Source organism: Kaistia adipata DSM 17808, from assembly GCF_000423225.1.
In the GTDB taxonomy this organism is placed as follows: domain Bacteria; phylum Pseudomonadota; class Alphaproteobacteria; order Rhizobiales; family Kaistiaceae; genus Kaistia; species Kaistia adipata.
The window spans coordinates 269969-295945 of sequence record NZ_AUHO01000007.1 but is presented as its reverse complement, the minus strand read 5'-3'; the positions used below and the strand labels follow the sequence as shown (position 1 = coordinate 295945).

General features: G+C 68.7%; 26 protein-coding genes, 1 pseudogene and 1 riboswitch. Of the genes and pseudogenes, 16 read left to right on the top strand and 11 right to left on the bottom strand.

The window, feature by feature from the left end; all coding sequences use genetic code 11:
* The first annotated feature begins 38 nt into the window (after positions 1-38).
* Positions 39-189, top strand: a riboswitch (FMN riboswitch).
* Positions 190-277: 88 nt separating this feature from the next.
* Positions 278-1174 carry a DMT family transporter gene (locus G539_RS0106340; RefSeq protein WP_029074454.1) on the top strand — a complete coding sequence of 299 codons (897 nt, stop codon included), beginning with the start codon at positions 278-280 and terminating at the stop codon, positions 1172-1174.
* 75 nt (positions 1175-1249) lie between these two features.
* Here G539_RS0106340 and G539_RS0106335 read toward each other — a convergent pair whose 3' ends face one another.
* Positions 1250-2272 carry a ligase-associated DNA damage response exonuclease gene (locus G539_RS0106335; RefSeq protein WP_029074453.1) on the bottom strand — a complete coding sequence of 341 codons (1023 nt, stop codon included), beginning with the start codon at positions 2270-2272 and terminating at the stop codon, positions 1250-1252.
* A gap of 80 nt (positions 2273-2352) precedes the next feature.
* Between G539_RS0106335 and G539_RS0106330 the strand changes: the two genes are divergently transcribed.
* A complete protein-coding gene (locus G539_RS0106330; protein WP_051231144.1) occupies positions 2353-4893 on the top strand; it encodes a ligase-associated DNA damage response DEXH box helicase in 2541 nt (846 codons plus the stop codon).
* Positions 4894-5195: 302 nt separating this feature from the next.
* Here the strand turns inward: G539_RS0106330 and G539_RS0106325 are convergent, their stop codons facing one another.
* From G539_RS0106325 to G539_RS0106315, 3 genes are read right to left on the bottom strand one after another with little or no spacing between them, the layout of a single operon-like run.
* Complete coding sequence (locus tag G539_RS0106325) at positions 5196-5492, bottom strand: cupredoxin domain-containing protein (protein WP_029074451.1); 297 nt, start codon at positions 5490-5492, stop codon at positions 5196-5198.
* Positions 5493-5524: 32 nt separating this feature from the next.
* A complete protein-coding gene (locus G539_RS0106320; RefSeq protein ID WP_029074450.1) occupies positions 5525-6055 on the bottom strand; it encodes a DUF4142 domain-containing protein in 531 nt (176 codons plus the stop codon).
* Positions 6056-6099: 44 nt separating this feature from the next.
* The gene (locus G539_RS0106315) at positions 6100-6822 is read right to left on the bottom strand and encodes an RNA polymerase sigma factor (protein WP_029074449.1); all 723 of its coding nucleotides are present in this window, start codon (positions 6820-6822) and stop codon (positions 6100-6102) included.
* Between the two features lie 243 nt (positions 6823-7065).
* Between G539_RS0106315 and pdeM the strand changes: the two genes are divergently transcribed.
* Positions 7066-7782 carry a ligase-associated DNA damage response endonuclease PdeM gene (gene pdeM / locus G539_RS0106310; protein ID WP_051231227.1) on the top strand — a complete coding sequence of 239 codons (717 nt, stop codon included), beginning with the start codon at positions 7066-7068 and terminating at the stop codon, positions 7780-7782.
* A gap of 139 nt (positions 7783-7921) precedes the next feature.
* The gene (locus G539_RS0106305; protein ID WP_029074447.1) at positions 7922-8602 is read left to right on the top strand and encodes a spermidine synthase family protein; all 681 of its coding nucleotides are present in this window, start codon (positions 7922-7924) and stop codon (positions 8600-8602) included.
* Positions 8603-8623: 21 nt separating this feature from the next.
* On the opposite strand, the gene G539_RS0106300 is transcribed toward G539_RS0106305, so the two are convergent.
* Together G539_RS0106300 and G539_RS23870 are read right to left on the bottom strand one after the other, a co-directional pair.
* Positions 8624-9427, bottom strand: a complete 804-nt coding sequence (locus G539_RS0106300) for a glutathione S-transferase family protein (RefSeq protein ID WP_029074446.1) — start codon at positions 9425-9427, stop codon at positions 8624-8626.
* A gap of 192 nt (positions 9428-9619) precedes the next feature.
* Positions 9620-11422, bottom strand: coding sequence for a glycosyltransferase family 2 protein (locus tag G539_RS23870; RefSeq protein ID WP_051231143.1), 1803 nt, complete (start codon positions 11420-11422; stop codon positions 9620-9622).
* Positions 11423-11570: 148 nt separating this feature from the next.
* Between G539_RS23870 and G539_RS0106290 the strand changes: the two genes are divergently transcribed.
* Entirely contained in the window at positions 11571-12419 is an 849-nt protein-coding gene (locus tag G539_RS0106290) for a transporter substrate-binding domain-containing protein (RefSeq protein ID WP_035830492.1), read from the top strand.
* Positions 12420-12519: 100 nt separating this feature from the next.
* Here the strand turns inward: G539_RS0106290 and G539_RS0106285 are convergent, their stop codons facing one another.
* A complete protein-coding gene (locus tag G539_RS0106285; protein ID WP_029074444.1) occupies positions 12520-12945 on the bottom strand; it encodes a tellurite resistance TerB family protein in 426 nt (141 codons plus the stop codon).
* 226 nt (positions 12946-13171) lie between these two features.
* Between G539_RS0106285 and G539_RS0106280 the strand changes: the two genes are divergently transcribed.
* From G539_RS0106280 to G539_RS0106270, 3 genes are all read left to right on the top strand, one after another.
* A complete protein-coding gene (locus tag G539_RS0106280; RefSeq protein ID WP_029074443.1) occupies positions 13172-14842 on the top strand; it encodes a lysine--tRNA ligase in 1671 nt (556 codons plus the stop codon).
* A 114-nt stretch (positions 14843-14956) separates the two neighbouring features.
* Positions 14957-15475, top strand: coding sequence for a hypothetical protein (locus G539_RS23865; RefSeq protein ID WP_051231142.1), 519 nt, complete (start codon positions 14957-14959; stop codon positions 15473-15475).
* Positions 15476-15551: 76 nt separating this feature from the next.
* Complete coding sequence (locus G539_RS0106270) at positions 15552-16178, top strand: LysE family translocator (protein WP_029074442.1); 627 nt, start codon at positions 15552-15554, stop codon at positions 16176-16178.
* A gap of 45 nt (positions 16179-16223) precedes the next feature.
* On the opposite strand, the gene G539_RS26095 is transcribed toward G539_RS0106270, so the two are convergent.
* Together G539_RS26095 and G539_RS0106260 are read right to left on the bottom strand one after the other, a co-directional pair.
* On the bottom strand, positions 16224-17024 hold the full coding sequence (locus tag G539_RS26095; RefSeq protein WP_029074441.1) for a thermonuclease family protein: 801 nt from the start codon (positions 17022-17024) through the stop codon (positions 16224-16226).
* Positions 17021-17668, bottom strand: coding sequence for a S24 family peptidase (locus tag G539_RS0106260; protein ID WP_029074440.1), 648 nt, complete (start codon positions 17666-17668; stop codon positions 17021-17023). The genes G539_RS26095 and G539_RS0106260 overlap by 4 nt, the downstream gene beginning before the upstream one ends.
* Before the next feature lie 223 nt (positions 17669-17891).
* Here G539_RS0106260 and G539_RS0106255 point away from each other — a divergent pair, with 223 nt between their 5' ends.
* Both G539_RS0106255 and G539_RS0106250 read left to right on the top strand, forming a co-directional pair.
* Positions 17892-18236, top strand: coding sequence for a DUF952 domain-containing protein (locus G539_RS0106255; protein ID WP_029074439.1), 345 nt, complete (start codon positions 17892-17894; stop codon positions 18234-18236).
* On the top strand, positions 18233-19309 hold the full coding sequence (locus tag G539_RS0106250) for a quinone-dependent dihydroorotate dehydrogenase (protein ID WP_029074438.1): 1077 nt from the start codon (positions 18233-18235) through the stop codon (positions 19307-19309). The genes G539_RS0106255 and G539_RS0106250 overlap by 4 nt, the downstream gene beginning before the upstream one ends.
* On the opposite strand, the gene G539_RS0106245 is transcribed toward G539_RS0106250, so the two are convergent.
* Positions 19306-20631 carry an MATE family efflux transporter gene (locus G539_RS0106245; RefSeq protein WP_029074437.1) on the bottom strand — a complete coding sequence of 442 codons (1326 nt, stop codon included), beginning with the start codon at positions 20629-20631 and terminating at the stop codon, positions 19306-19308. The genes G539_RS0106250 and G539_RS0106245 overlap by 4 nt on opposite strands.
* Positions 20632-20722: 91 nt before the next feature.
* On the opposite strand from G539_RS0106245, the gene G539_RS0106240 reads away from it, so the two are divergent.
* Entirely contained in the window at positions 20723-21625 is a 903-nt protein-coding gene (locus G539_RS0106240) for a histone deacetylase family protein (protein ID WP_029074436.1), read from the top strand.
* Positions 21626-21630: 5 nt separating this feature from the next.
* Here G539_RS0106240 and G539_RS0106235 read toward each other — a convergent pair whose 3' ends face one another.
* Positions 21631-21888: a hypothetical protein gene (locus G539_RS0106235; RefSeq protein WP_156911869.1), complete on the bottom strand. Its 258-nt coding sequence runs from the start codon at positions 21886-21888 to the stop codon at positions 21631-21633.
* Between the two features lie 266 nt (positions 21889-22154).
* Between G539_RS0106235 and msuE the strand changes: the two genes are divergently transcribed.
* The 5 genes and pseudogenes from msuE to G539_RS0106210 all read left to right on the top strand — a co-directional run bounded on the left by msuE (position 22155) and on the right by G539_RS0106210 (position 25646).
* Positions 22155-22751: an FMN reductase gene (gene msuE / locus G539_RS23855; RefSeq protein WP_245576816.1), complete on the top strand. Its 597-nt coding sequence runs from the start codon at positions 22155-22157 to the stop codon at positions 22749-22751.
* A gap of 16 nt (positions 22752-22767) precedes the next feature.
* Positions 22768-23926 (top strand): annotated as a pseudogene (ssuD, locus tag G539_RS23850) (FMNH2-dependent alkanesulfonate monooxygenase).
* Between the two features lie 177 nt (positions 23927-24103).
* The gene (locus tag G539_RS0106220; protein WP_029074434.1) at positions 24104-24781 is read left to right on the top strand and encodes a transaldolase family protein; all 678 of its coding nucleotides are present in this window, start codon (positions 24104-24106) and stop codon (positions 24779-24781) included.
* A gap of 146 nt (positions 24782-24927) precedes the next feature.
* The gene (locus tag G539_RS0106215) at positions 24928-25125 is read left to right on the top strand and encodes a hypothetical protein (RefSeq protein WP_029074433.1); all 198 of its coding nucleotides are present in this window, start codon (positions 24928-24930) and stop codon (positions 25123-25125) included.
* 98 nt (positions 25126-25223) lie between these two features.
* A complete protein-coding gene (locus G539_RS0106210; protein ID WP_156911867.1) occupies positions 25224-25646 on the top strand; it encodes a hypothetical protein in 423 nt (140 codons plus the stop codon).
* Positions 25647-25977 lie beyond the last annotated feature (331 nt).

The following is a 25977-nucleotide window of genomic DNA, read 5'->3' as shown; positions in this document are numbered from 1 at the left end:
GGAGGCCCTAGATGTGGGCGGTCCGGCCTGCGGCCGGATCTCGTTCTCAGGGCGGGGTGAAATTCCCCACCGGCGGTAAGAAGGTTCTCCTTCAAGCCCGCGAGCGCCCTTCCGTTCCAGCGGAAGGGGTCAGCAGATTCGGTGCGAATCCGAAGCCGACGGTCATAGTCCGGATGGAAGAGAACGGCGAAGACAACGTGAACCGGCCCTTGCGGGCTGGCGCGCGCTTTTTCGCTCATGCCCTGATTTCGTGTTGTCGCACCCGATGGGAACCAACATGAGTCAGTCCAGCCTTTCCCCCGCCAACACCCCGGTCAGCGCGCCTATCGCCGGCGCGTTCTGGATGGTGCTTGCCGGTGTCGCCTTCGCCGGCGTCAACACCCTCGAACAGATCGCCACCGTCAGCCTGCACCTGCCGGCGCCGACGGCCGCCTTCCTGCAATATGCGATCGCGCTCGTCGTCGTGCTGCCCTGGGCGGCGCGGCGCGGCCTGCCGTCGCTGAAAACCCGCCGGCCCGGCCTGCAGGCCTTTCGCGTGCTGCTCGCCGCCGTCGGCGTGCAGTTCTGGGTCGCCGGCCTCGCCCATGCCGTGCCGATCGGCCAGGCGATCGCGCTCGTCATGACCTCGCCCTTCATCGTCACGCTCGGCGCCGGGCTGTTCCTCGGCGAGAAGGTGTCGCTGGAGCGCTGGCTCGCCGTCATCGTCGGCTTCGCTGGCGGCCTGATCATCCTCGATCCGTTCTCGGAGAGCTTCACGACCGCCAGCCTTTATCCGCTGGCGGCCTCCGTGCTCTGGGCCGGCGTCTCGCTGACCCAGAAGAAGCTGCTCGCCGAGGACAGCCCCGAGGCGGTCACCGCCTGGCTGTTGCTGCTGCTGGCGCCGGTCAACCTGGTGCTGGCGCTCCCCTCCGGCATCTCCATGCCGTCCGGCGACGCCTGGATCGCGATCCTCGCCGTCGGCGTGCTGACCGCCGCCGCGCAGGGCTTCCTGGCGCTCGCCTATGCCCGCGCCGACGCCGCCTATGTGCAGCCCTTCGACCACGTGAAGCTGCCGCTCAACGTGCTGGCCGGCTGGCTGGTGTTCGGCTGGATTCCGCCCAGCCATCTCTGGCTCGGCGCGGCGCTGATCGTCGGGGCGTCGATGTTCCTGCTCTGGCGCGAGAGCCGGCGCTGAAGCGTTTTCGAGCGAAGTGGGTGCCGGTTCGCGTGAAGAAAACGCGATCCAGAGAGGCATGAGCGCCAAGGCGTCCTATTCCGCCTCGTCCTCGTAGCCGACCATGTGCAGCGGCCGGGCGCGGATCCCGGCCAGCTCGCACCAGCGCACCAGCGCCTCCTCGCGGCCATGCGTGACCCAGACCTCGGCGGGCGCGATCTCGGCGATCGTCTGGGTCAGCTCGGCCCAGTCGCAATGGTCGGAGATGATCAGCGGCAGCTCGACGCCGCGCTGCTTGGCGCGCTGGCGGATCGACATCCAGCCGGACGCGAAGCAGGAAACGGGATCGGGAAAACGCCGCGCCCAGAGATCGGCAAAGGCCGAGGGCGGCCCGACCACGACCGCGCCGGCAAAGTCGACGCTGGCGTTCGATCCGCGACCAGCCTCCACGGTAGCCGGCTCCAGGCGCCCGAGGTCGATGCCCTCTTCCTGATAGAGACGGCAGAGCCGTTCCAGCGCGCCGTGGATGTAGATCGGCCGGTCGTAGCCCTCCTCGCGCAGCCGCCTGATCACCCGCTGCGCCTTGCCGAGCGCATAGGCGCCGACGAGATGCGCCCGTTCCGGGAAGGCGGCGAGCGACGACAGCAGCTTGCCGATCTCGTTGATGTCGTCGGGATGACGGAACACCGGCAGGCCGAACGTCGCCTCGGTGATGAAGACATCGCAGGGAACCGGCTCGAACGGCGCGCAGGTCGGGTCGCGCCGGCGCTTGTAGTCGCCGGACGCGACGATGCGCATCCCCTTCGTCTCGACGGCGATCTGAGCCGAGCCGAGCACATGCCCGGCCGGATGGAATTGAACCGTCACGTCGCCGATTGTCACCGCCTCGCCGAGGCGCGCCACCGTCTCGCTACCGGCGAAACCGGGGCCATAGCGCTCGGCCATGATCCGGAGCGTTTCGCGCGTCGCCATCACGGCGCCATGCCCGGGCCGGGCATGGTCGGAATGACCATGGGTTATGAGCGCACGCGCCACCGGCCGCACGGGATCGATGTGGAAGCCGCCGGGCGGGCACCAGAGACCTTCCGGCGTCGGGCAGAGGAGTTCTTCGGGACGGATCATGCCCCCAAGATAGGCGCGCGCCCGGACAAGGGAAGCGTGTCCTCGACTTCGCTGTTCGCCTCCCCTACCTCTAGCGCGTGACCCTGCGCGCCGAGACCGGATCCTCCCCCGAGCTGCTGCCGCCTGCCTTCCTCGACTGGTTCGCCCGTCGCGGCTGGGCGCCGCGGCCGCATCAGCTCGCGCTTCTGGAGAAGGCGCGCGAGGGACGATCGGCGCTGCTGATCGCGCCGACCGGCGCCGGCAAGACGCTGGCCGGTTTCCTGCCGAGCCTCGTCGATCTCGCGACGCGCCCGCCGGCGGGAAAAGGTGGGCGCGGGCCGCATACGCTCTACATCTCGCCGCTGAAGGCGCTCGCCGTCGACATCGCCCGCAATCTCGAGGCGCCGGCTGCCGAGATCGGCCTCGACATCGCGATCGAGACGCGGACGGGCGACACGCCGGCGCACAAGCGCCAGCGCCAGAAACTGAAACCGCCGGAAATCCTGCTGACGACGCCGGAGCAGCTGGCGCTGCTTCTCTCCAATCCGGATGCCGGTCGCTTCTTCGGCGACCTGAAGACGGTCATCTTCGACGAGCTGCACGCGCTGGTGACGGCGAAGCGCGGCGAGCTGCTGTCGCTCGGCCTCGCCCGGCTGCGAAAACTGGCGCCGGACTTGCGCACCGTCGGCCTGTCGGCCACCGTCTCCGAGCCGGACGATCTGCGCGCCTGGCTGATACCGCAGCGTTTCGGCGAGCCGGCCAGCCTGTCGGACCTCGTCACCGTCGCCGGCGGCGCCAAGCCCGAGATCACCATCCTCGACACCGAAGAGCGCCTGCCCTGGGCCGGGCACTCGGCCGTGCACGCGATCGGCGAGATCTACGCGGCGATCCAGGCGAACGGCATGGTGCTGGTCTTCGTCAACACGCGCAGCCAGGCCGAGCGCGTGTTCCAGGAACTCTGGCAGGTCAACGAGGACGCGCTGCCCATCGCGCTGCATCACGGCTCGCTCGACGTCGCGCAGCGCCGGCGGGTGGAGCAGGCGATGGCGGCGGGGAGCCTGCGCTGCGTCGTCTGCACCTCGACCCTCGATCTCGGCATCGACTGGGGCAATGTCGACCTCGTCGTCAATGTCGGCGCGCCGAAGGGCGCGAGCCGGCTGGCGCAGCGGATCGGCCGCGCCAACCACCGCATGGACGAGCCGTCGCGCGCGCTCCTCGTGCCGGCCAACCGCTTCGAGGTGATGGAGTGCACCGTGGCGCTCGAGGCGAGCACGATCGGCGCGCAGGACACGCCCCGGCCGATCGGCGGCGCGCTCGACGTGCTGGCGCAGCACGTGCTGGGCATGGCCTGCGCCGCGCCCTTTTCGTCCGATGCGCTGTATGAAGAGGTTTGCTCCGCCGCTCCTTACAAAAAACTGCCGCGCGAGACCTTCGACCGCGTCGTGGATTTTGTCGCCACCGGCGGCTATGCGCTCCGGACCTATGAGCGCTTCGCCAAGATCCGGCGCGGTGCGGACGATCTCTGGCGCATTACCCATCCCTCCGTCGCGCAGCAATACCGGCTGAATGTCGGCACCATCGTCGCCGACCCGATGCTGAAGGTGCGGCTCACCTCGCGAAGACGCGGCGGGCCGCTCGGCATGGGCGGGCGCGTGCTCGGCGAGGTGGAGGAGTACTTCCTCGAGACGCTGGTGCCGGGCGACACCTTCCTGTTCGCCGGCCTCGTGCTGCGGCTCGAGGGCATTCGCGACAACGAGGCGATCGTCAGCCGCACGGTGAACGAGGCGCCGAAAGTGCCGTCCTATTTCGGCGGCAAGTTTCCGCTTTCGACCTATCTGGCGGATGGCGTGCGCCGGCTCCTCGCCGACGAGACGGCCTGGAGCCGGTTGCCGCCGCAGGTCTCGGGCTGGCTCGCCTTGCAGAAATCGGCCTCCGTCCTGCCGAAACGTGACGAGCTTCTCGTCGAGACGTTTCCGCGCGGCGACCGCTTCTACATGGTCGCCTATCCGTTCGAAGGGCGGCTGGCGCACCAGACGCTCGGCATGCTGCTGACGCGACGGCTCGAACGGGCACGATTGAAACCGATGGGCTTCGTCGCTTCGGACTATGCGCTCGCCGTCTGGGGCCTCGGCGACATGGGCGCGGCGTTCGCGAAAGGGAAGCCGTCCGTCGGCGAGCTGTTCGACCAGGACATGCTGGGCGACGATCTCGACGCCTGGCTGGCGGAAAGCCACCTGCTGAAGCGCACCTTCCGCAGTTGCGCGCTGATCTCCGGCCTGATCGAGCGCCGCCATCCCGGCAAGGAGAAGACCGGTCGGCAGGTGACGATTTCGACGGATCTGATCTACGACGTGCTCCGAAGCCACGAGCCGGACCACATCCTGCTGCAGGCGACCTGGGCCGACGCCGCGACAGGGCTTCTCGACGTGCGCCGCCTCTCCGACATGCTGGCGCGGGTGAAGGACCATATCCGCCACCAGCCGCTCGACCGCATCTCGCCGCTCGCCGTGCCGGTGATGCTCGACATCGGCAAGGAGCCGGTCGGCGGCGAGGCGAACGAGGCCATCCTGCGCGAGAACGCCGAGGACCTCGTGCGCGAGGCGATGGGCGAGGTAGTGGAAAGGTCCGAGGTGAATTGAGGACTCCGCGCTCGCCGATAGCGTCTTGGCTCCCTGTCTTGGCTCCCTGTCTTGGTTCTCCGATCTTCAGGTACCCTCGCCAGCCCCCACTCGCCGTCATCCCGGGCTTGACCCAGCATCCATGCAACCGAGTTCCGCGGAGGCTCGCGCCGCCAAGACTCGCACCGCCAAGACTTGGGCTGCTAAGACTTGGGCTGCATGGTTCCCCGCCTTCGCGGGGATGACGGCGAGGGTGGACAACCGGCGGAGCCACACCTCCGTGCAGCAGGAGGCGCCGGCGTCTGCGCCCACAGGTCAAGCTCCTACTTCTTCACGGTGATCGTCCCTTTCATCATGGGATGGAACCGGCAGAAATACGGGAACGTGCCGGCCTTCTTCACGGTCACGCTACCGCTCTTGTTGGCCGGCAGCTTCACGTCGAATCCCTTGTTGGCGGCCGTCGCCGTGTGGTCGACGAAGTCGGCGTTCACCCATTCGATCGTGTCGCCGACCTTCGCCGTGACACTGGCCGGAACAAAGCTGAACTTGGTCACCTGGACGGTGATGGTTTCGGCTGCCGCCATGGCCGGCAGCAAAACCACGCCGGCGAGCGCCGCCAAGACGCACGCCCGCCGACGCCCCCGACCGGCCGTCACTTCAGTTCTCCCGCGACCATGCGGGCATGGTCCTCGTGGCCCTTGAAGATCTGCAGCCCCGTCGTCAGCAGGTCCTTCAGTTCCGCGTTCTGCGCCGCCGGGATCAGCGTCGTTTCCAGCGCCGTGTTGACGGCATGGTGATAGGCGACCTCGTTGTCGACATAGGCCTTGTCGAAGGCGGCCCCCTTCAACGTCGCGAGATGCGCCTGCGTGGCGTCGGCCTGATTCACCAGCGCCTGGCTGGTGGCATTGTCCTTCGGCTCGACCTTGAGCTTGGCGAGCAGCGCCAGCGCCTGCTTGTTGACCGCCTCATGGTCGCGGATCATGTCCCTGGCGAAATCCTGCACCGCCTTGTTCTTCGACACCTTCACGGCATGCTCGGCTGCCTGGATGTCGATGTTGTCGGCCGTATAGGCGATATGGGCGATCTCGGGATCGGTCGGCTTCGTCGCCTCCGCCGCGAGGCCAAGCGTCGTCGTCAGCATCAGCCCGGCGAGGCCGATGCCCAGTCTCTTCAGCGTATTCATGGTCATCTCCAGTCGATAGCGGGCGTCTGCCCCGCGACATTCCGTTAGATGCCGTCGTCCGGCGAAGGTTCCCGCGACGATGCGGCGCCGGCGGCGAGAAGCGCCACGACGCGATCCGCGGTACGCTCGCAGCGCGCGCCACCGAACGGGAAGGCGTCGCCCAGCACGTCGCCGACCTTGGCCTCGAGCGATTGCCGCAGCAACTTGCGCGCCCGGAACAGGCGGGTCTTCACCGTCTCCGGACGCAGATCGAACAGCAACGCCGTCTCCTCGACCGAGAGATCCTCGACCAGACGGGCGACGAGGACGATGCGGAACGGCTCGGGCAGCGCATCGATGGCGGCCTCGACCAGCTGGCGGATTTCACGCTGGGCCATGCTCCTCTCCGGGTCGGGGCCGGCGGCCGCCAGCGGGAACGGGATGATATCGGCTTCCGCGACATCGGCTTCGATGACGGCGGTCAGCTCGACGGTCGGATGATGCCGGCGGCGGCGGCCAAGCACCTCGTTGATGACGATGCGCGACAGCCAGGTGCCGAGGCTCGATTCGCGGCGGAAGCTGGCGAGCCGTGCGAAGGCGCGCACATAGGCGGCCTGCACGACATCCTCGGCCTCGTCGTCATTGCCGGTCATGCCGCGCGCGAGGCGGAACAGGCGCCGGTTGTTCTGGCGGATGATGGTGCGCACCGCCGCCTCGTCGTGGCGGAGCGCCCGAAGGATCAGGTCGGCCTCGCCGAGTTCGATCCGGGCAAGTTCGTGACTGGCCATGCTCTGCCTCCTGGGTCCGGCCGCAACCGCGATGCGCGATGCATCGACGCCCGTTGGATGCAGGCGCCACCAAAGGGTTCCCGGGAACCCGAAACAGCTCCTGCGAGATCATACGCCTTTTCCGGCCCAATCGGTGGCGCGACGATGCGCGCATTCGCAGGCGGTTTCGTGCCGGGACGTGGCTGCTAGAATGGCGGCATGAATCGCCTCGGAGCGCTCCGCTCCGCAAGGATCCCGGTCGACATGCAGCGCGCGAACACGGCCATCGACACGACGGACACGGCGACATCGGCGCTTTCGGTCGCCACCGTGCCGCTAGTGCCGCTGGTCGAGGGCGCGCTGTGGTGGCCGGACGAACGGACGCTCGTCGTCGCCGACCTGCATCTCGAGAAGGGCTCGTCCTTCGCCCGCCGGGGCCAGATGCTGCCGCCCTACGACACGATGGCGACGCTCCGGCGCCTCGGCGGGCTTGTCGCGCGGCTGGCGCCGGATCGCATCATCGCGCTTGGCGACAGTTTTCACGACCGGACGGGCAACCAGCGCCTGAACGAGGCTGACCGGGCCGCGCTCAAGGCGCTGGCCGCCGCGACGGAATGGATCTGGATCGCCGGCAACCATGACCCGGAGCCGCCGCGCGAGCTCGGCGGCTGGTCGACGCACGAACTCGCCGTCGGACCGCTCACCTTCCGGCACGAGCCCCGCCCCGACGCGGAACCGGGTGAGATCGCCGGTCACCTCCACCCCGCCGCCCGGCTGGTCGGTCGCGGCCGCTCGATACGGCGGCGCTGCTTCGTCGGAAACGGCCGGCGGCTGGTCCTGCCCGCCTTCGGTGCCCTCGCCGGCGGCCTGAACGTCCTCGACGCCGCCTTCCGCCCGCTCTTCGACGGCCCTTCGTTCCACGCCTTCATGCTGAACGACACCGTCCACGCCATCGCCAGCCACCGCCTCGCCGGCGACTAGTTCGCCACTTGCCGCCTCCGGATCCACCGCCGGCCCTTTCCCTAGCCGCGCGACGAAAGCGACCCTTCGCGCGCCTGCCCCGCGCTGCGGGATCCGTGTATGGTGCCGACGTTTTTGATCTCAGCCACGGAAGATGCACTTGATACCCTGGGTCCGGCTCGACACGGCAGAAATCCCCGATTGCGGCGGCGAATTGCGGCTGATGCGCCGCGGCGCCGAATTCTCGATCATGATCGGCTCGAACGAGCTGATGAACAGCCGCCTCAGCGGCTCGGAGGAGGCGCTCGCCTCGCTCAGCGCAGCCCGGATCACGGGGCGCGCGACGCCCCAGATCCTGATCGGCGGCCTCGGCATGGGCTTCACGCTGCGCGCCGCGCTCGCCGAGTTCGGCGCCGACGCGTCGATCACCGTCGCCGAGCTGGTCCCCGCCGTGGTCGCCTGGGCGCGCGGGCCGATGGCCGAGGTGTTCGGCACCTGCCTCGACGACCCACGGACGACGATCCATGTCGGCGACGTCGGAGCGCTGATCCGCGCCGGCCGTGCCCGCTTCGACGCCATCCTGCTCGATGTCGACAATGGTCCCGACGGCCTGACGCGCGAATCCAACGACAGCCTCTACACGCTCGCCGGGCTCGGAGCCGCCTATGCGGCGCTGCGTCCCGGCGGCGTGCTCGCCGTCTGGTCGTCGGGCCCCGACGCCGCCTTCACGCAACGCCTGCGCAAGGCGGGCTTCGAGGCGACCGAGGAACGGGTCAAGGCGCATCGCGGCCGGCGCGGCGCCCGGCACGTGATCTGGATCGCCATCCGGCCGCCCGGCTGACGTACCCGAAGGAGCGAACGGCTAGTCCACCAAGAGTCCGAGCGCCCGGTCGCTGGCCGGCTGTCCGTATTTGTCGGCGGGCGGCCAGGGGCGCATCCGGAAGTCCGGTTCGAAGACGAAGCTCGACCGGGTCCGGCCGGGAGGCAGGCTGCCATTGCCGGCTCCGAGCGCGTAGTCGTAGTAGAGCTTCACGATTTCCTCGCGCGAGACCTGCTGCGCGGCGGGATGGGCGAGGCAGGCCTCGCGCCAGCGCCGCACGCGCGCGAACCCTTCCTCTGCCGGCAGATCGAAGCCCTCGAAATATTCGAGGAACCAGAACCGCATGAAGAGGGGCGTGAAGACGGTCTCGGCAAGCCCGAACTCCGGATACAGGAACACGCCGCCGGGGCTGTGCTCGCGCAGGAAATCGTCGATCCGGGCGAACAGGCCGAGCAGCTTCTCCTCATGCGCCCGACGCGCCGCTCGGTCCTGGTTCATCACGAACCCATAGCCGGCCGTCGTGAAGGCGCCCTCCCTGGCAATCAGCATCCGCTCGACCGCGTGCTCGAACGGATCGGCCCGCCGCACCGGACCGCCCGGCAGCGTCTCGTCGAGATATTGCAGGATGACCAGGCTTTCCTTCAGGACGCGGCCATCCGCCAGTTCCAGGACCGGGAGCGCCGTGGTTCCGCGCGTCTTCCGCAGGAGATCCGGATCGCGCGGCCGGGTGATGTCGACGACGCGAAACTCCACGGCATCGCGACGCCCCTTGAGCTGCAGCAGGATCTCGAGCCGCTGGCTGAAGGGGCAGACCGGGATATGATGGACAATCGGCCTTGCTGGCATCGGGCGCCCCCTGTCGGATCGATCCTCGTCGCAAAGTCGGACGGTCCCCGTTGGTCCGCGCCGCCTTCGGTGTAGGTCCTTCCATCCTTGCGGGAGCGCGCGACGGTTCGCAAGATCCGCCATCGCGGCTTCGGATCTCAGGGGCGATCGGCGATGCGCCCGGCGAATGGGTCGGACCGGCCCGAGGCGGTGTTATGCCAGCGACCGCGCCGCGGCGCGGACCGGTTCCGACGCGCCGAAAGGGCGGCGCGAACGATGTCCGCGATGACGCGTCTTCTCCCAGCGATGCGGCGCGACGATCAGCTGCAGCAAGGCGCGATAGCAGGCGAGCGAGAGCAGCAGCCAGTAGGCCGGCAGCAACAGCAGGACCGCGGGCCGGCGCCGGCTCCGGCGCAATCGCAGCGTGGCGCCCGACAGCACCACGAAGGCGACATAGGCGGCGACGAAGTTGAACACGTTCAGAAACATCATCGCCGACACGAGCGGCGTCCCCGCTCGCCAAAGCGCCGACGGATCGATCAGCAATCCGAGGGTCGTGCCGATATAGAGCGGATGCAGGGCCGCGGCGAGGACGCCGCCGAAGCCAGTCAGGAGAAAGCCGAGCGTCCGCCGTGGCCCGAGCTCGCGCCAGAGACGGCGCGGCTGGCGCGAATGGACCAGCGAGGTCTGCATCCAGCCTTTCAGCCAGCGCGTCCGCTGCTTCAACCAGAGTTTCAGCGTATGCGGCGCCTCCTCACAGGTCGGCCGGGTGATGGTGCCCGTCCGGTAGCCGAAGCGCGCGAAGCGGACGCCGAGATCGGCATCCTCGGTCACATTGTGCGGATCCCAGCCGCCGACCGCCTTCAGGGCACGCGTGCGGAAATGATTGGATGTCCCGCCGAGCGGCAACGGCATGTCGAATGCCGCCAGCATGGGCAGGACGCCGTCGAACTGCATCGAATATTCCATCGCGAAGAAGGCGGTCAGCACATTGGCGTCGCCATTGTCGATCAGGAGCGGCGCCTGGACGCAGGCGAGGCGCTCGTCCTCGGCCGCAAAAGCGAGATAGGCCTCGAGCAACTGGCCGGGATCGGGCCTGTCCTCGGCGTCATAGACGGTGACGAACCGCCCGCGCGCCAGCGGGAGCGCGAAACTGAGCGCCTTCGGCTTGGTGCGCGGCATGCACTCCGGCACGACCAGCATCTCGAAGGGCGGGCCGAGGCCGAGCCGCTCGATGGCGAGCCGCGTCGTCGGATCGCACGCCTCGACGATGAACTTGATGTCGAGCCGGTCCTTCGGCCAATCGAGCCGGCCGAGCGCCCGCGCCAGCTCCGGCACCATGTGGGCCTCGTCGTAGAGCGGCACCAGAATGCTGTAGACCGGCAAGGTCTCCCGATCGACGTCGAGCGGCGGCGGCGCGCGCCGGGATCGCTCCAGCACGACGCTCACCGCCAGCAGCCGCAACAGGACGAGCGCCAGGAAGAACAGCCCGGCGACGAGGTTGAAGCCCGCCAGGACCATCCAGCCTCCAGCCCAGCCTGCCACGGCGATCAGCAGGACCAGGACGATGCCGGCGATCATCTGGCCGCGGGTCAGCAGCCGCCGCGCCGAGAGCTCGGGAAAATTCCGGTCGAGCCAGTTCACCGCGCGCCAGACAAGCCGGGGTCCCGCCGTCTCGGTCAGGGACTGACGGATCACCGCGGGCAGGGTCACGACCAGCCCGTCGGCCAGCTCCGGGCGGCGCTGAAGCACAGCCTCCAGCCGTTCGCCCATCTCCGCCGTCGGCGCGACCAACAACCGGCGCGTGTTGCCATCCTCGATCCGCGCGGCGCCGCCATTCCGGATCGCATCGGCGATTCCGCTCGTACTCCCGCCGCCCTCGACGGCGGTGGCGCGCTCCCAGCTCTTGCGCGGCGACGGATCGAACTCCACGCCCAGCCGAGCCGCGAGACGCGCATAGCGCAGCGCCTCGTCGGGGTCGTCACGGCGAGGATTGTCCCCTTCCCCGACATCCATGCCAGCCCCCGCTGGTCCGATCTGCCGGGATCATTCCCGCCCGGCAAAATGGTCTATAGTCCATCGTCGCCTTGCGCGGCATTCCGTAGCGTCACCCAGGACCGAAAGAGATACAGGCATGAGGCGGCCCTTGGCAAGGTTTGCAATTATGGCGAGCATGATGGTCGCGCTGCTTCCTCTGCTGTCCGTTCCGGCCGCCGCCCAGAACATGACGACATCGTCCGCCTCCGGCGCGGTCACCATCCCCAATCTCTGGGATCCCAATCGCCGGCTGGACAAGCCGCCGACCACCTCGCTGACCGGCATCCGCTTCACCACCACCGACGATTTCCCGCCCTACAATTTCAAGGGGCCGGATGGTCGGCTGACCGGCTTCAACGTCGATCTCGCGCGCGCCATCTGCCGCGAGCTCAGCGTGCCCTGCACCATCCAGGCACGCCCCTGGGACGGCCTGGTGGACACGGTCGCGGCAGGCCGGGTCGATGCCGCCATCGCCGGCATCGCTATCACGCCGGACAACCGCGCCAAGCTCGATTTCTCGGATGTCTATCTGCGCCCGGCCGCCCGCTTCGCCGCGCGCAAGGCCGGCGCGCCGGCCCGGCTCGACGCGGAGAGCCTCACCGGCCGCAAGATCGGCGTCGCCAAGGGCAGCGCGCACGAAGCCTATCTCGCCGCGTTCTTCCCGAAGGCGACGATCGTGGCGATGGAAACGCCCGCCGCCGCGCGCGACGCGCTCAAGGCCGGCACGGTGGATTTCGTCTTCGGCGACGGCGTGCAGCTCGCCTTCTGGCTCCAGTCCGAGCCGGCCGCGCAATGCTGCGCCTTCGTCGGCGGCCCCTATGTCGAGCCGCGCTTCTTCGGGCCCGGCCTCGCCATCGCGCTGCCGCCCGAGCGCAAGGACCTGCGGCTGGCGCTCAACTGGGCGCTGGACAGCCTCTACGACAAGGGGGCCTTCGCCGAGCTCTACCTTCGCTACTTCCCGGTCGGCTACTTCTAGGTCGAGGCTGAATCCAGACCCGGCCCCCCCCCCCCCCCCCCCCCCCTCCCCGAGGGAGGGACGAGGCGTTCGCCTTGAAAAAGCCCGGCCAAACCGTCGGTCAGAGCGTGCGGTAACGCGCCCGGGCGCCGCGCTCGATCGCCGCCGCCGTCAGCGCGTCGACGTCCAGAACGTCGCGCAGCAGCTCGAGGAAGCGCAGCTCCTCCTGCTCGACATGCAGATCGGCCGCAGCCACCTCGACGGCGAGCGCATAGGCGGTCTCGTGCAGCTTCTTCGGCAGCGAGGTGGCGATGGTGGCGAGCACCGCGTGCAGGCCGTCCTCCTCGCGGGTGATCGTGGCGCAGGCTTCCGCCACCGCGACCAGCCGATCGGTGTCGAAGCCCCCGAAGATCGGCAGCGTGTTGACGACGTCGCCGATCTTGCGCAGCTCGCGGTCAGTCATCCGACGATCGACGGCGGAGAGCGTCACCATCGCATAGATCAGGGCCTCCTGCGGGGAGACCGTGCTGCCGGTCGGCTTGTCCATGTCGATACGCTCCTGCATGCGGAAATGCCCGCTCTGATGACTGCGATCAGCGTAAGATCTCTTGCGCCGGCGTTCAACCGGGGCGGCTTGTCGCGACGGGACGCGGCGTGACCGGCCGAGCCCGCTCAACGCGACCATTGACGCGCGCGCGAGCGCTCCCTAGGGTCCGCGCCCACGCGCGCATCTTCAAACCATTCCCGCGCGCGCTTCCCCAAAGAGGTTTTCGATGTCGACCGGCACGCTCCCTGTTCTCGATCTTGCGCCAGAGCTCGTCCAGGCGGCGCAGGTTTCGAAAGCATGGCCGTTCGAGGAAGCGCGCCGGATCGTCGAGCGGTTGAAGCGGCAGAATCGGCCGGCCGGCCCGGTGCTGTTCGAGACCGGCTATGGCCCCTCGGGCCTGCCGCATATCGGCACCTTCGGCGAGGTCGCCCGCACGACCATGGTGCGCAACGCCTTTCGCCTGCTGACCGAGGACAAGATCCCGACCCGCCTGCTTTCCTTCTCGGACGATCTGGACGGCCTCCGCAAGGTGCCGACCAACGTGCCGAACCAGGAGATGATGCAGGCCTATATCGGCAAGCCGCTGACCCGCGTGCCGGACCCGTTCTCGAACGAATATCCCTCGTTCGGCGCGGCCAACAACGCCCGCCTGCGCGCCTTCCTCGACGGTTTCGGCTTCGAATACGAATTCGCCAGCGCGACCGACTATTACACCTCCGGCCGCTTCGACAAGGCGCTCAAGCGCATGCTCGAGGTCTATGACGAGGTGATGGAGATCATCCTGCCGACGCTCGGGCCCGATCGTCGCGCCACCTATTCGCCCTTCCTGCCGATCTCGCCGACGACCGGCGTCGTGCTGCAGGTGCCGATGGTCGACCGCAATGTCGAGAAGGGCACCGTCACCTATGTCGACCCGGACAGCAACGAGCGCGTCGAGGTCCCGGTCACCGGCGGCGCCGTCAAGTGCCAGTGGAAGGCCGACTGGGCGATGCGCTGGTTCGCGCTCGGCGTCGACTACGAGATGAGCGGCAAGGACCTGATCGACAGCGTCAAGCTCTCGACCAAGATCTGCCGCGCGCTCGGCGGCGAGCCGCCGGAGAGCTTCACCTACGAGCATTTCCTGGCCGAGAACGGCGAGAAGATCTCGAAGTCGAAGGGCAACGGCCTGACGATCGAGCAGTGGCTGACCTACGCCGACAACGATAGCCTCGCCCTCTACATGTACCAGAAGCCGAAGACGGCGAAGCGGCTCTCCTTCGAGGTGATCCCGCGCACGGTCGACGAGTATTTCGGCTTCGTCGACGCCTATCCGCGCCAGCCCATCGAGCAGCGCCTCGGCAATCCGGCCTGGCACATCCATTCCGGCCATCCGCCGGCGGAAGGCTCGCCGATCCCGTTCGCCATGCTGCTCAATCTGGTCAGCGTTTCGGACGCCACCGACAAGGGCGTGCTCTGGGCCTATATCTCGCGCTACATGCCGCATCTGACGGCGGCGACGCACGAGAAGCTCGATCGCCTCGCCGGCTACGCGATCCGCTACTTCAACGACGTGCTGAAGGCCGGCAAGCACTATGTCGTGCCGGAGGGCGCGATCCGCGAGGCGCTCGTGGCGCTCGACGCGGCATTGGCCGAGATGCCCGCCACGGCGGATGCCGACGAGATCCAGACCGTCGTGTTCGACATCGGCCGCAAGTATTTCCCGGACCCGAACAAGAAGGGCCCGGACGGCAACCCGCCCGGCGTCTCGCTCGACTGGTTCCGCGGCCTCTACCAGGTTCTGCTCGGCCAGGACCAAGGCCCGCGCTTCGGCTCGTTCGTCGCGATCTACGGCATTCCCGAGACGCGCGACCGCATCGCCAAGGCGCTCAAGGGCGAGCTGGCGGCGGCCCAGGGCTAAGCCCCCGACGGCGGATCCTGATCCGGTTCTTTTGAACGGATCGTGATCACGTCCCGCCCGGACAGCGGGAACTTCGGGACTAAGCTGGCTGTTCTCTCGCCGGGAGGAACAGCCATGCCCCGCTTCTGGACCCGCTGCGCCGCGCTTTGCCTTCTGTCGGGCCTCGGCACCCCGCTTGCGCAGGCCGATGAGCAGGACTTCATAAACCGCTTCGACGGCACCTGGTCGGGCAGCGGCCAGGTGCGCCGCAACGCCCAGTCCCCTGTCTTCAATGTGACCTGCACGGTCGCCGGCGACCGCGCCGCCATCCGCATGGCCATCGACGGCAATTGCCGGGGCGCCATCGTGGTGACGCGCGAGATCGGTGCGCAGGTCCGCTACGACGCGGCGACCGGCATCTATAGCGGCACCTATATCGGCGCCCGCGTCGGTCCCGCCGCCATCTCCGGCCGGCGCAATGGCGACAGCGTCAACTTCACCATCAACTGGCCGAAGCCGGTCAATGGCAGCACCAAGGCGCAGATGACCATCGTCAATGACGGGCACGGCACGCTCCGGATCCGCGTTGTCAGCCGCCCGAGCCCGGACGCGCCGGCGACGACGCTCTCGAACCTCGTCTTCAACAAGAGCTGACGCGTTCCCGTCCATCCGGCTTGCAACCCTTCCCATTCGGTGGATTGATGGCGAACCTGCCTTCGGGGAACTCGCCATGACCTTCGAAATCTGGCTGGCCTTCGCGGCCGCCTCCGCCGTGATGCTCGCCATTCCGGGACCGACCGTGCTGCTCGTCATCTCCTACGCGCTCGGCCATGGCCGCCGGTCGGCCGGCGCCACGGTCGCCGGCGTCGCGCTCGGCGACTTCACCGCCATGACCGCCTCGATGCTGGGGCTCGGCGCCCTGCTCGCCACTTCGGCGGCGCTGTTCACGGCGCTGAAATGGATCGGCGGCGCCTATCTGATCTATCTGGGCATCAAGCTCTGGCGGGCTCCGATCAGCGAGCCGGGCGCCGTCGACACGCGCGAAGCGCGGCCTTTGCGCATCTTCCTGCACGCCTATGCCGTGACCGCGCTCAACCCGAAGAGCATCGTGTTCTTCGTCGCCTTCCTGCCGCAGTTCCTCGTCGCCAGCGAACCGCTGCTGCCGCAGATGATCCTGTTCGAAGCGACCTTCCTGGTGCTGGCGACGCTCAACGCCGCGAGCTACGCGCTGATCGCGGCCGGCGCGCGCAAGACGATCCGCAGGCCGGCCGTGCAGCGCGTCGTCAACCGCGTTGGCGGCGGCCTGCTAGTCGGTGCCGGCGTCCTCGCCGCCGGCTGGCGCAGGGCGGCCGCCTAGAGCGTTTTCGAGCGAGGCTCGCTCGGGGGCTTGGCCGACAGGGAGCTAGTTCTGCAGGCAGTCGGCCGGCGGTGCATCCGCCTGCCACATGCCGCGCCGGGCGCAGCGCGCTGCCTTCTCGGCGACGGCATAGCCCTCCGGCGCCTTGGGCCCGGCTTCGGCCCAGCCCTGCTCGATGAGCCAGAACGACAGATCGGTCTTGCCGATCCGGCAAGGCGCGACGGCGAGGTCCTTGCCATCATCGGCGGAGACCTGGCATTCGACGCCGAAGGCGCGGATGCGACTGCGCAGCGCCAGCATGGCCAGCCGCGCGCAGGACATCTCGACCACCGCATCGGTCGCCGGACGCCGGCATCGGCGGTCCTCGGCCGGCGACACGATGCCGGCGAGGCGAAGGGTGCGGGGGCCGACGTCGAGCTGCCCCGCCTCGACCACCCGGACCGGCGAGAACACTCTCCAGCGCAACGGCGCGGATGGCCGTTTCGCCTCCGCCTCGCGCTCCAGCCGCCCGGTCGCGGGCGGCGCCGGCGTCATGCCCGGCGCCGTGACATTGCGCACGCCGCGAACCGTCGAGGTGACGAGATCGGATTGCGGCGGCGCGACGACTTCTGGCGCCTCGGACGCCGGCGGAGGCGCTTCGGGCGGACGAGCGACCGGCGCCGGCTTGCCTGGCAGATCATCGCCGGTCCCTTCATCGGGCTCCGGCGTGAGCCGCGCCTGCTCCGGCTTCGGGCCGTTCATCAACTCGATGAACTCCGGCCGGTCCAGGCCACCGAACTGCGAGACCACGAAGAAGGCCACGGCGGCCACCGCGAAGACGCCGACAACGGTTGTCCCCGTCCTCACTGGCTCGCCCAGATGATCCGGGCGATCCAGTCGACCTCGCGCATGGCGATCTCGCGATTTGGATGCTCCGGATTGAGCGACAGCAGCTCGACGGTGCGCGCCGTCTTGCGCGCGAGGACCTTGGCCATCACCTCCCCGTCCCGCGTGCGGACGACGACGCGGTCGCCGCGCCGGCAGGTCTCGCTCGGCGAGACGATGACGATGTCGCCGTCGCGATAGAGCGGCATCATGGATTCGCCCGAGACCTGCAGGGCGTAGACGCCCTCGGTCGATCGCGTCTCGGGAATGGCCACCTCGTCCCAGCCCTGTCCGACGGGGAAACCGCCATCATCGAAGAAGCCGCCCGCGCCCGCCTGCGCGAAGCCAAGCAGCGGAACATGGCGGAAGGGACCGGACTGCGCGGGCGGGATCACGCGCGTCACCGTCACTTCGAGGAACGCATCGAGCCGCTCGCCCGTCGCCTCGAGGATCTTGGCGATGCTCTCCGTCGACGGCCAGCGCGGCCTTCCATCGCCGGCATGGCGCTTCGATCGGTTGAACGTCGTCGGGTCAAGGCCCGCCTTGCGGGCCAGCCCGGAGGCGGACAAGTCATGGCGGGCCGCCAGGCGATCGATCGCCGCCCAGATCCGCGCGTGCGACAACATGGCGGAGCCTCCTCCTGCACGCAGCGCGCCCTCGGCCGACCCAGACCGCGCCTTCATGCCGCCGGCCATGGCCGGAAACAGGAATAAATCCCTTTCCGCAAGCATTATCCCCGGATCGGCCGCGTGTCCAGCGGCGACACCGGCATTTTGCCGCTGACCGCTGCCGCCCCTTGTTCGGCGACAGCACCGCCACTAGGTTCCGCGCAACCGTCAAGGATTCATCATGACCGTCATTTTCAAGATCGCTCCGGATACGCTCTGGCGCGACGCGCTCGACGCGGGCGTGTTCACAGGCGCCCCGATCGACATCGCCGATGGCTACATCCATTTCTCGGCCGCCGATCAGGTGCGCGAGACCGCCGAGCGCTATTTCGGCGGCCAGTCCAACCTGGTGCTCGTCGCGGTCGATGGCGACAAGCTGGGCGATGGCCTGAAGTGGGAGCCGTCGCGCGGTGGCGCGCTGTTCCCGCATCTCTACGGTCCGCTCGACCTTTCCGCCGTGATCTGGACCAAGGCGCTGCCGGTCGGCAATGATGGCCGCCACGTATTCCCGGAGCTCGCCGCATGAGCGTCTTCCGCAGCCTCGTCCGACCGCTCCTGTTCCAGATGGATCCCGAAGCCGCCCACGGCCTCTCGATCAAGGTGTTGTCGTCGGGACTGCACCCGTCGGCCCGGCCGGACCGCGATCCGCGGCTGGCGCGCAAGCTGTTCGGACTCGACTTCGCCAATCCGCTCGGCATCGCCGCCGGGCTCGACAAGAACGCCGAGGTGCCAGACGCGCTGCTGGCCCTCGGCTTCGGCTTCGTCGAGGTCGGCACGATCACGCCGCGCGCCCAGCCCGGCAATCCGAAGCCACGCATGTTCCGCCTGGTCGAGGACCACGGCGTGATCAACCGCCTCGGCTTCAACAATGAGGGCCATGCCCTGGCGCGACGCCGGCTCGAGGCCCGCCGGTCCCGGGGCGGCATCGTCGGCGTCAACATCGGCGCCAACAAGGACGCGACCGACCGCGTCGCCGACTATGTCGCCGGCATCGTCGGCTTCGCCGACCTCGCCTCTTATTTCACCGTCAACGTTTCCTCGCCCAACACGCCGGGCCTGCGCGACCTGCAGGCCAGGGGCGCCCTCGACGAATTGCTGGAACGCGTGCTGGCGGCGCGCGACGGCAAGGCGCGGCGCGTGCCGGTGCTGCTGAAGATCGCGCCCGACATGGACGAGGCCGGGCTCGCCGATGTCGCCGAGGTGGCGCTGGCGCGGAAGATCGACGGCGTCATCGTCTCGAACACCACCATCAGCCGGCCGAAGCTCGTCGACGCGGCGTCGGCGAAGGAGGCCGGCGGCCTTTCCGGCCGGCCGCTGTTCCGCCTCTCGACCATCCAGCTCGCCCGTTTCCGCAAGCTGGTCGGTCCCGACCTGCCGCTGATCGGCGTCGGCGGCATCGAATCCGCCGAGACCGCCTTCGCCAAGATCGCGGCCGGCGCGGACCTGGTGCAGATGTATACCGGCTTCGTCTATGGCGGCCCCGGCCTGCCGGCGGCGATGCTCTCGGGCCTCTCGCGCCTCCTCGACCGCCGCGGCCTGCCCTCGATCGCCGACGCCGTCGGTATCGAGACGGAGAAGTGGGCGGCCGAGACGCCTTAGGCGAACGCCGCCTGCGTCCGGGCGCGGCAGCGCCAGGCGAGCGTGAAGCCGCGCGCCGACAGGAAGACGAGCATGGCGAGCCAGAGGCCGTGCGCGCCCCAGAGCGGCTCGGCCAGCGCCCAGACGGCGAGATAGAGCGCGAGCGACAGCAGCATCATGTTCCGCATGTCCTCCGACCAGGTGGCGCCGATGAAGACGCCGTCCATCTCGAAGGCGAGCACGCCGGCGATCGGTGTCAGCGCGGTCCAGGCGAGATAGTGCCGCGCCGTGTCGCGCACGGCCTGGTTCACCGTCATCCAGTCGATCAGATAGGGGCCGCCGAACCAGAAGCAGGCGGCGGCGATCAGCGCCAGCACATAGCCCCAGCCGAGCGTCAGCTTTAGCGAGCGGATGAAGGCCGGGCGATAGCGCGCGCCGATGGCACGACCTGCATATTGCTCGGCAGCCGCCGCGAAGCCGTCGAGGAAATAGCCGCCGACCAGGAAGAAGTTCATCAAGACGGCATTGGCCGCCAGCACCACGTCACCCATCTTGGCGCCACGCGAGGCGAAGAAGCCGAACGCGAACAGCAGCGTGAACGAGCGGATCATGATGTCGCGATTGACGGCGATCATGCGCATGACCTGGGTGCGGTCGAGAATGCGCGCCATGGACGGGCGATGCGCCCGGTCGAGGCGGGAAACCACCAGCGCCAGGCCGAGAATGGCGGTCACGGCCTCGCCGATCGTCGTTCCCAGCGCCGAGCCGGCGATGCCCCAGCCGAGGCCGAGCACAAACAGGATGTTCAGCAGGATGTTGAGGCCGTTCAGAAAGGTCTGCAGGAACAGGCCGAGCGTCGAGCGCCCCAGCCCGATCAGCCAGCCCAGCATGACGTAGTTCGCCAGCGCGAACGGCGTCGAGAAGATGCGGACGGAATAGTACTCCGTCGTCGCCGCCTGCACGGCCGGACTGCCGCCGAGCGCCGCGAGCGCCACCGACAGGATCGGCTGGGACAGGAGGATGATCGCGAGCCCGACCGCGACGGCGACGATCAGGGCGCGGTAGAAGGTAGCCTGGATCTCGGTACGGTCGTCGGCGCCGAGCGCCTGCGCCACCAGCCCCGTCGTGCCGCTCCGGAGGAAATTGAAGGTCGCGAAGACGAAGTCGAAGATCACCGCGCCCAGCGCCACGGCGCCGAGCAGCGCGGCGTCACCGAGGCGGCCGATCACGCCCATGCCGACCAGCCCGAGCAGCGGCGTCGTCAGATAGGCGAGCGTCATCGGCACGGCGATCGAGAGAATGCCGCGATGCGTGACTTCGAAGGGGCGGATGGTGGTGGTCATGGTCCCGTCGTGTCGAGATGGTGCGGGAGGAGCGATAGCTGCTTCGCGCGTCCGCGTCGACGCGCCCGTGCTTCGTCCCTATGATCGCGCCATGCCGCCACCCATCGTCCACCACCCCGCCTACACCGCCGACATCCCGGCCGAGCATCGCTTTCCGATGCAGAAATACCGGCGGCTTGCCGAACTGGTGGCGGCGGACGGCCTCGCGCCGTCAGGCTTTGCGACGCCGGAACCGGCGACGGCGGCCGAGCTTTCCCTGGCACACGACCCCGCCTATGTCGACGCCGTGCTGGCGCTCGCTGTACCGCCCAATATCGAACGCGAGATCGGGCTGCCGATGAACGAGACGGTGGTGCGGCGCGCCTGCGCCGCCGCCGGCGGCACCATCCTGACCGGACGGCTGGCGCTCGCGCATGGCCTCGCCACCAACACGGCCGGCGGCAGCCACCATGCGCGCTCGAGCCAGGGCGCCGGTTTCTGCACCTTCAACGATGTCGCGGTGGCGATCCGCGTGCTGATGCGGGAGGGCCTGATCGGCACGGCGCTGGTGGTCGATTGCGACGTGCACCAGGGCGACGGCACGGCCGAGATCTTTTCCGGCGATGCCAACGTCCTGACGCTGTCGCTGCATGCCGAGAAGAACTATCCCGTCCGAAAGCGGCAATCGACGATCGACATCGGCCTCGCCGACCGCACGGACGATCAGGCCTATCTGGAAGCCCTCGAAGCGATCCTGACTCCGCTGCTCGACCGGGCGCAGCCCGACATCGTCTTCTACAATGCCGGTGTCGACCCGCATGAAGAGGACCGGCTCGGCCGGCTGTCGCTCACCGATGCCGGCCTCGCGGCGCGCGACCGGATGGTGATCGGCGCGGTGCGCGGGCGCGACATCCCGCTGGCCGGAGTCATCGGCGGCGGCTACGGCGCCGACGTGGAACCGATCGCTCGCCGCCACGCGCTGCTGCACCACGCGGCAGCCGCCTTCGCGGCGTAGCGAATTCAGATGCGACGCGCGACCTTGGCGGCGGCCCGCCCATCGCTGGCGACGAGACAGGCCGGCGCGATATAGGGCCAGGACTGCACCTCGCAGCCGACGCGACCGCCGACGGAGGCCTTCGCGAAGAGCGACAAGGCCGTGGGATCCACGGCGCCGCTGGTGCGGCTCGCGGCCGGGTTGCTATGGGCGGTGATGGCGAAGGCGAGCACGGCGGCGGAGCCGACGACGCTGATCATCGTGCGCATGCTGAAGGCTGCCATTTCGTTCCGCGCCGCGCTGCGGCGCCCCCTGTTTCCCGACGAACCCTGCGTCGTCTGCCTGGCCGCGTTTCACCATGACGCTGCGTCATCGTCAGTGACGGGGTTCACAGAACGAGGTGCATGGCTGGAAAGGCGGCTCGAACTAGAGCTCCGGCCGAACGGGGTTTTCCTTTTCAAGGAAGCGCGCGACTGCAATACCAGGTTTTCTTGATAAGATTGGTCGTCATTTGTCCAATAGCGCATCGTCGTTATTGGGACGCAGCATAGTGCCAGCACTCGAAAGCCAGCAGCCGATCAGCCCCGGGGCCTTCGCGCCCTCCCCCTTCATCGTCGGCATTTCCGGCAACATCTCCAATCCGTCCCGCACTCGCACCCTGGTCGAGACGACCGTCGCGCGGGCAGCACAGCAGGCGGACGGCCAGAGCGCCGTCTATGACATTCTCGACCTGCAGCCCGCGCTCGGCACAGCCTATTCCGCCCAGGATCTCAGCGGGTCGGCACGCGAAGCCTTCGAGGCGATCCTGGCGGCCGATGCCCTGGTCGTCGCCTCGCCCGTCTACAAGGGCTCGTATCTCGGCCTGTTCAAGCACCTCTTCGATCTCGTCGATCCCAAGCAGCTGGTCGGCAAGCCGGTGATCCTCGGCGCCACCGGCGGCAGCGAGCGCCACGCCCTGGTGATCGAGCATCAACTGCGTCCGCTCTTCAGCTTCTTCAGCACCCAGATCGTGCCGACCGGCCTCTACGCGACCGAGAAGGACTTCGACGGCTATGCCGTCGGCCCTGTTCTCTCGGCCCGGATCGACCTCGCCGCCGGCCAGCTCGTGCGCCTGATCGCCCCGCATCCCTCCCTGCAACCCGCCTGAGCCTCGGAGCTTCCCGATGGGCCCACGTCGCCCCCCGCTCGACTTCTTCTGGTTCATCCCGACCTATGGCGACGGCCGTTATCTCGGCTCCGAGACGCAGCAGCGGCCGCCGGAATTCGCCTATTTCCGCGAGATCGCGCAGGCCGTCGACCGCCTCGGCTATGGCGGCGTGCTGCTGCCGACGGGACAGGCCTGCGAGGAGAGCTGGGTGACGGCAGCGGGGCTGGCGACGGCGACGGAGAAGCTCAAATTCCTCGTCGCGCTGCGCCCCGGCGTGGTGCAGCCCGCCTATGCGGCGCGGCAGACGGCGGCGCTCGACCGCCTGTCGAACGGCCGGCTACGGCTCAATGTCGTGGTCGGCGGCAATCCGGTCGAGCTCGCCGGCGACGGCGTGTTCCTGCCGCATGACCAGCGCTACGAGCAGGCCAACGAGTTCCTGACCATCTGGCAGGGCCTGGTCTCTGGAGAGCGGGTCGATTTCGAGGGCAAGCACTATCGCATCGAGAAGGGCCGACTCGATTTCCCGCCCGCGCAGACGCCGCCGCCGCTCTATTTCGGCGGCTCGTCGGAGGCCGGCATCGAGCTCGCGGCCGAGAAGACGGAGCTCTATCTCACCTGGGGCGAGCCGCTCGACGCCGTCGCCGAGAAGATCGCCGCGGCGCGTGCCCGTGCCACCGCGAAGGGACGGCGGCTGCGCTTCGGCATCCGGCTGCATTTCATCGTGCGCGAGACCGAGGAGGAAGCCTGGGCAGCGGCCGACAGGCTGATCAGCCGCATCTCCGACGAGCAGATCGAGATCGCGTACAGGCGCTTCACCAAGGAGATGGATTCGGTCGGCCAGCGCCGGATGGCGGAACTGCATGGCGGCCGGCGCGACAGGCTCCTCGTCGGCCCCAATCTCTGGGCCGGCGTCGGACTGGTGCGCGGCGGCGCCGGCACGGCGCTCGTCGGCACGCCGGCGCAGGTGGCCGCCCGGCTCGGCGAATACCAGGCGCTCGGCATCGACACCGGTGATCGGATCCGGCTACCCGCATCTCGAGGAGGCCTATCGCGTCGCCGAGCTGCTGTTTCCCGAGCTCGGCATCGACAGCCTCCGCCGCCCTGGCGTCAGCCGGGCGATCCAGAACGAGTTCGGCGTCGACGAGGCGGCACGCAAGCTGGCCTCCGCCTCGTGACAGCAGCGCACCGCCATCTTCATCGCCCGGGAAGCACCCGCCCGCACCAGCCGGCTTCCGCCAAGCATCCCGCCGCGGCGGAGGCGTGGAGGGCGGCGGCAAGACGCGAAATCCCCCTTCCCGCCACGGGCGACGCTGCTAGACTGCCACTTCCTTGAAGATGACCGACAGGCAGTGATGACCGAGCAGACCCCGATGAAGCGCCCGCGCCTCTTTCTCGACAGCGCCGATCGAGCCGCCTGGGACGAATGGCTGCCGACCGGCCTTTTCCACGGCATCACCACCAACCCGACGATCCTCGCCAATGCCGGGATCGCCAACACACTGGCCGAGCTGAAGGGGCTATCCATGTTCGCCTTCGCCTCCGGCATGCAGGAATTCCAGGTCCAGACCTGGGGGCGCACCGCCGAGGCGCTGATCATCAACGGCCGCCTGATCGCCGCGCTCGACCCGCGCATCGTCGTCAAGGTGCCGATCACGCGCGATGGCGCGCTCGCCGCCGCGACGCTCAAGGCTGAGGGCGTGCGCATCACCATGACCGCCGTCTACACGGCGCATCAGGCGTTCAGCGCCGCGGCGCTCGGCGCCGACTATGCCGCGCCCTATCTCGGCCGCATGAACGATTCGGGCCGCGACGGCTTCGCCGAGATCGCCGCCATGCAGGAGATCGTGCGCGGCACCGGCAGCCCGATGCGCATCCTCGTCGCCAGCCTGCGCGCCGCCGACGATCTCGTCCGGCTTGGCCGCCTCGGCGTCGACACCTTCACCTTCTCGCCCAAGGTCGCCGCCGCGCTGTTCGCCGAGCCGCTGACCGAGGCCGCGGCCGAGGTGTTCGAGCAGGCCGCCGAGGCCTGACCGTCGAGGCCGGCCAGCTAGCGACACCAGCCGCAGCCGGCCCTCCGCACCTTCGGCGCACTTCGCTCTGGACAGCGGCGCGATACCCGATTGACTCCGACCCCGATGAGAACAAAATAGGAACATCATTGGTAGGAGTAAGGCGTATGGCAGAGACAGCGGAACGGATCGACAGCGCCGAGGCGGCATTGCAGGCTCGGGTCGAGAGCCTCGTCACGGCGCATCAGGGCGACGCCCGCGCGGTGATCGAGACGCTGCTTCTGGCGATCGACGCCAGGACGGCTCGTATATCCTTTGGCTTCGTGCGCGGGCGCCTCGGCGACATTGGGCACCGCCCTTGCTGATCCCTCTGGCGCAGTGGGGCCAGGTTCGCCCGGAACTCCGCCGGGAACGCCGGCGCGGCGCCGGCGTTGATCCCGGCCAGCAGAGGAGGACCGCCAGCATGGCCGCGCGCACCGGATTGAAGGAAAGCCTGCAGGAAATCTCGGCGCTGATGGGGCTGCTGCGATCCGACCTGATCGAGCTCGCCGAGACCCCGCTCCGAAGCGGAGGCTCCGCGACGGTCGTGTCCCACATGCACTGGATCGCCGACCGTTTCGACGAGCTGGGCCCCGCCCTCTCCACCGGGCACGCGCCGCGGACGCCTCGGCCGGCCAGGTCCGCGCGCGGACGCCCCGCGCCGAGCCGCGCGCGCCCCGCCGGGAAGACGAAGCCCGCGCGAATCCATCCGGAAGGCCCTGCGGCCGCACGTCCCACGCGAAGCGCTCCGCAGGAAGACGCACCGCCGGCGAAGGGGGCTGAAGGCAGCGAGCCGGACATCCTCCGGACCGGCCCGACCGCGGCGATCGGGCGAGACGAATCCTGAGCGGCTCCCGCCTTCGCCGGCAACCGACGCGACCGCCATCCTCCCTTGCGGGCCAGGGCATCGCCGGTTTTCAACGGCACGCGGACCCGGTACCGGGCCGGCCCGGTCCGGCGGCCTTGATCACGACCGGGTGAAGCGGCTACATATTCCCATGCATTTCCGGATTCGGCGCACCAGCGAACGATCCGCGAAAAGGTCGGCGTTTTTTCAATGCTGGCGATGCGGGTGTAGTTCAATGGTAGACTACATTTTTGCAATTATATCAGAGCGTTAGCGCTCTGTGGGACACAAAAGTCCAGCATTGATTTCCTTTGGCTTTTTGCATCTTTGT

Excerpts from the sequence above, each read along its gene's own strand:
- G539_RS0106340 (WP_029074454.1), top strand. The coding sequence starts at position 278 with ATGAGTCAGTCCAGCCTTTCCCCCGCCAACACCCCGGTCAGCGCGCCT.
- G539_RS0106320 (WP_029074450.1), bottom strand. The coding sequence starts at position 6,055 with ATGAATACGCTGAAGAGACTGGGCATCGGCCTCGCCGGGCTGATGCTG.
- G539_RS0106315 (WP_029074449.1), bottom strand. The coding sequence starts at position 6,822 with ATGGCCAGTCACGAACTTGCCCGGATCGAACTCGGCGAGGCCGACCTG.
- pdeM (WP_051231227.1), top strand. The coding sequence starts at position 7,066 with ATGCAGCGCGCGAACACGGCCATCGACACGACGGACACGGCGACATCG.
- G539_RS0106300 (WP_029074446.1), bottom strand. The coding sequence starts at position 9,427 with ATGCCAGCAAGGCCGATTGTCCATCATATCCCGGTCTGCCCCTTCAGC.
- G539_RS23870 (WP_051231143.1), bottom strand. The coding sequence starts at position 11,422 with ATGGATGTCGGGGAAGGGGACAATCCTCGCCGTGACGACCCCGACGAG.
- G539_RS0106290 (WP_035830492.1), top strand. The coding sequence starts at position 11,571 with ATGGCGAGCATGATGGTCGCGCTGCTTCCTCTGCTGTCCGTTCCGGCC.
- G539_RS0106285 (WP_029074444.1), bottom strand. The coding sequence starts at position 12,945 with ATGGACAAGCCGACCGGCAGCACGGTCTCCCCGCAGGAGGCCCTGATC.
- G539_RS0106280 (WP_029074443.1), top strand. The coding sequence starts at position 13,172 with ATGTCGACCGGCACGCTCCCTGTTCTCGATCTTGCGCCAGAGCTCGTC.
- G539_RS23865 (WP_051231142.1), top strand. The coding sequence starts at position 14,957 with ATGCCCCGCTTCTGGACCCGCTGCGCCGCGCTTTGCCTTCTGTCGGGC.
- G539_RS0106270 (WP_029074442.1), top strand. The coding sequence starts at position 15,552 with ATGACCTTCGAAATCTGGCTGGCCTTCGCGGCCGCCTCCGCCGTGATG.
- G539_RS0106260 (WP_029074440.1), bottom strand. The coding sequence starts at position 17,668 with ATGTTGTCGCACGCGCGGATCTGGGCGGCGATCGATCGCCTGGCGGCC.
- G539_RS0106255 (WP_029074439.1), top strand. The coding sequence starts at position 17,892 with ATGACCGTCATTTTCAAGATCGCTCCGGATACGCTCTGGCGCGACGCG.
- G539_RS0106250 (WP_029074438.1), top strand. The coding sequence starts at position 18,233 with ATGAGCGTCTTCCGCAGCCTCGTCCGACCGCTCCTGTTCCAGATGGAT.
- G539_RS0106245 (WP_029074437.1), bottom strand. The coding sequence starts at position 20,631 with ATGACCACCACCATCCGCCCCTTCGAAGTCACGCATCGCGGCATTCTC.
- G539_RS0106240 (WP_029074436.1), top strand. The coding sequence starts at position 20,723 with ATGCCGCCACCCATCGTCCACCACCCCGCCTACACCGCCGACATCCCG.
- G539_RS0106235 (WP_156911869.1), bottom strand. The coding sequence starts at position 21,888 with ATGGCAGCCTTCAGCATGCGCACGATGATCAGCGTCGTCGGCTCCGCC.
- G539_RS0106220 (WP_029074434.1), top strand. The coding sequence starts at position 24,104 with ATGACCGAGCAGACCCCGATGAAGCGCCCGCGCCTCTTTCTCGACAGC.
- G539_RS0106215 (WP_029074433.1), top strand. The coding sequence starts at position 24,928 with ATGGCAGAGACAGCGGAACGGATCGACAGCGCCGAGGCGGCATTGCAG.
- G539_RS0106210 (WP_156911867.1), top strand. The coding sequence starts at position 25,224 with ATGGCCGCGCGCACCGGATTGAAGGAAAGCCTGCAGGAAATCTCGGCG.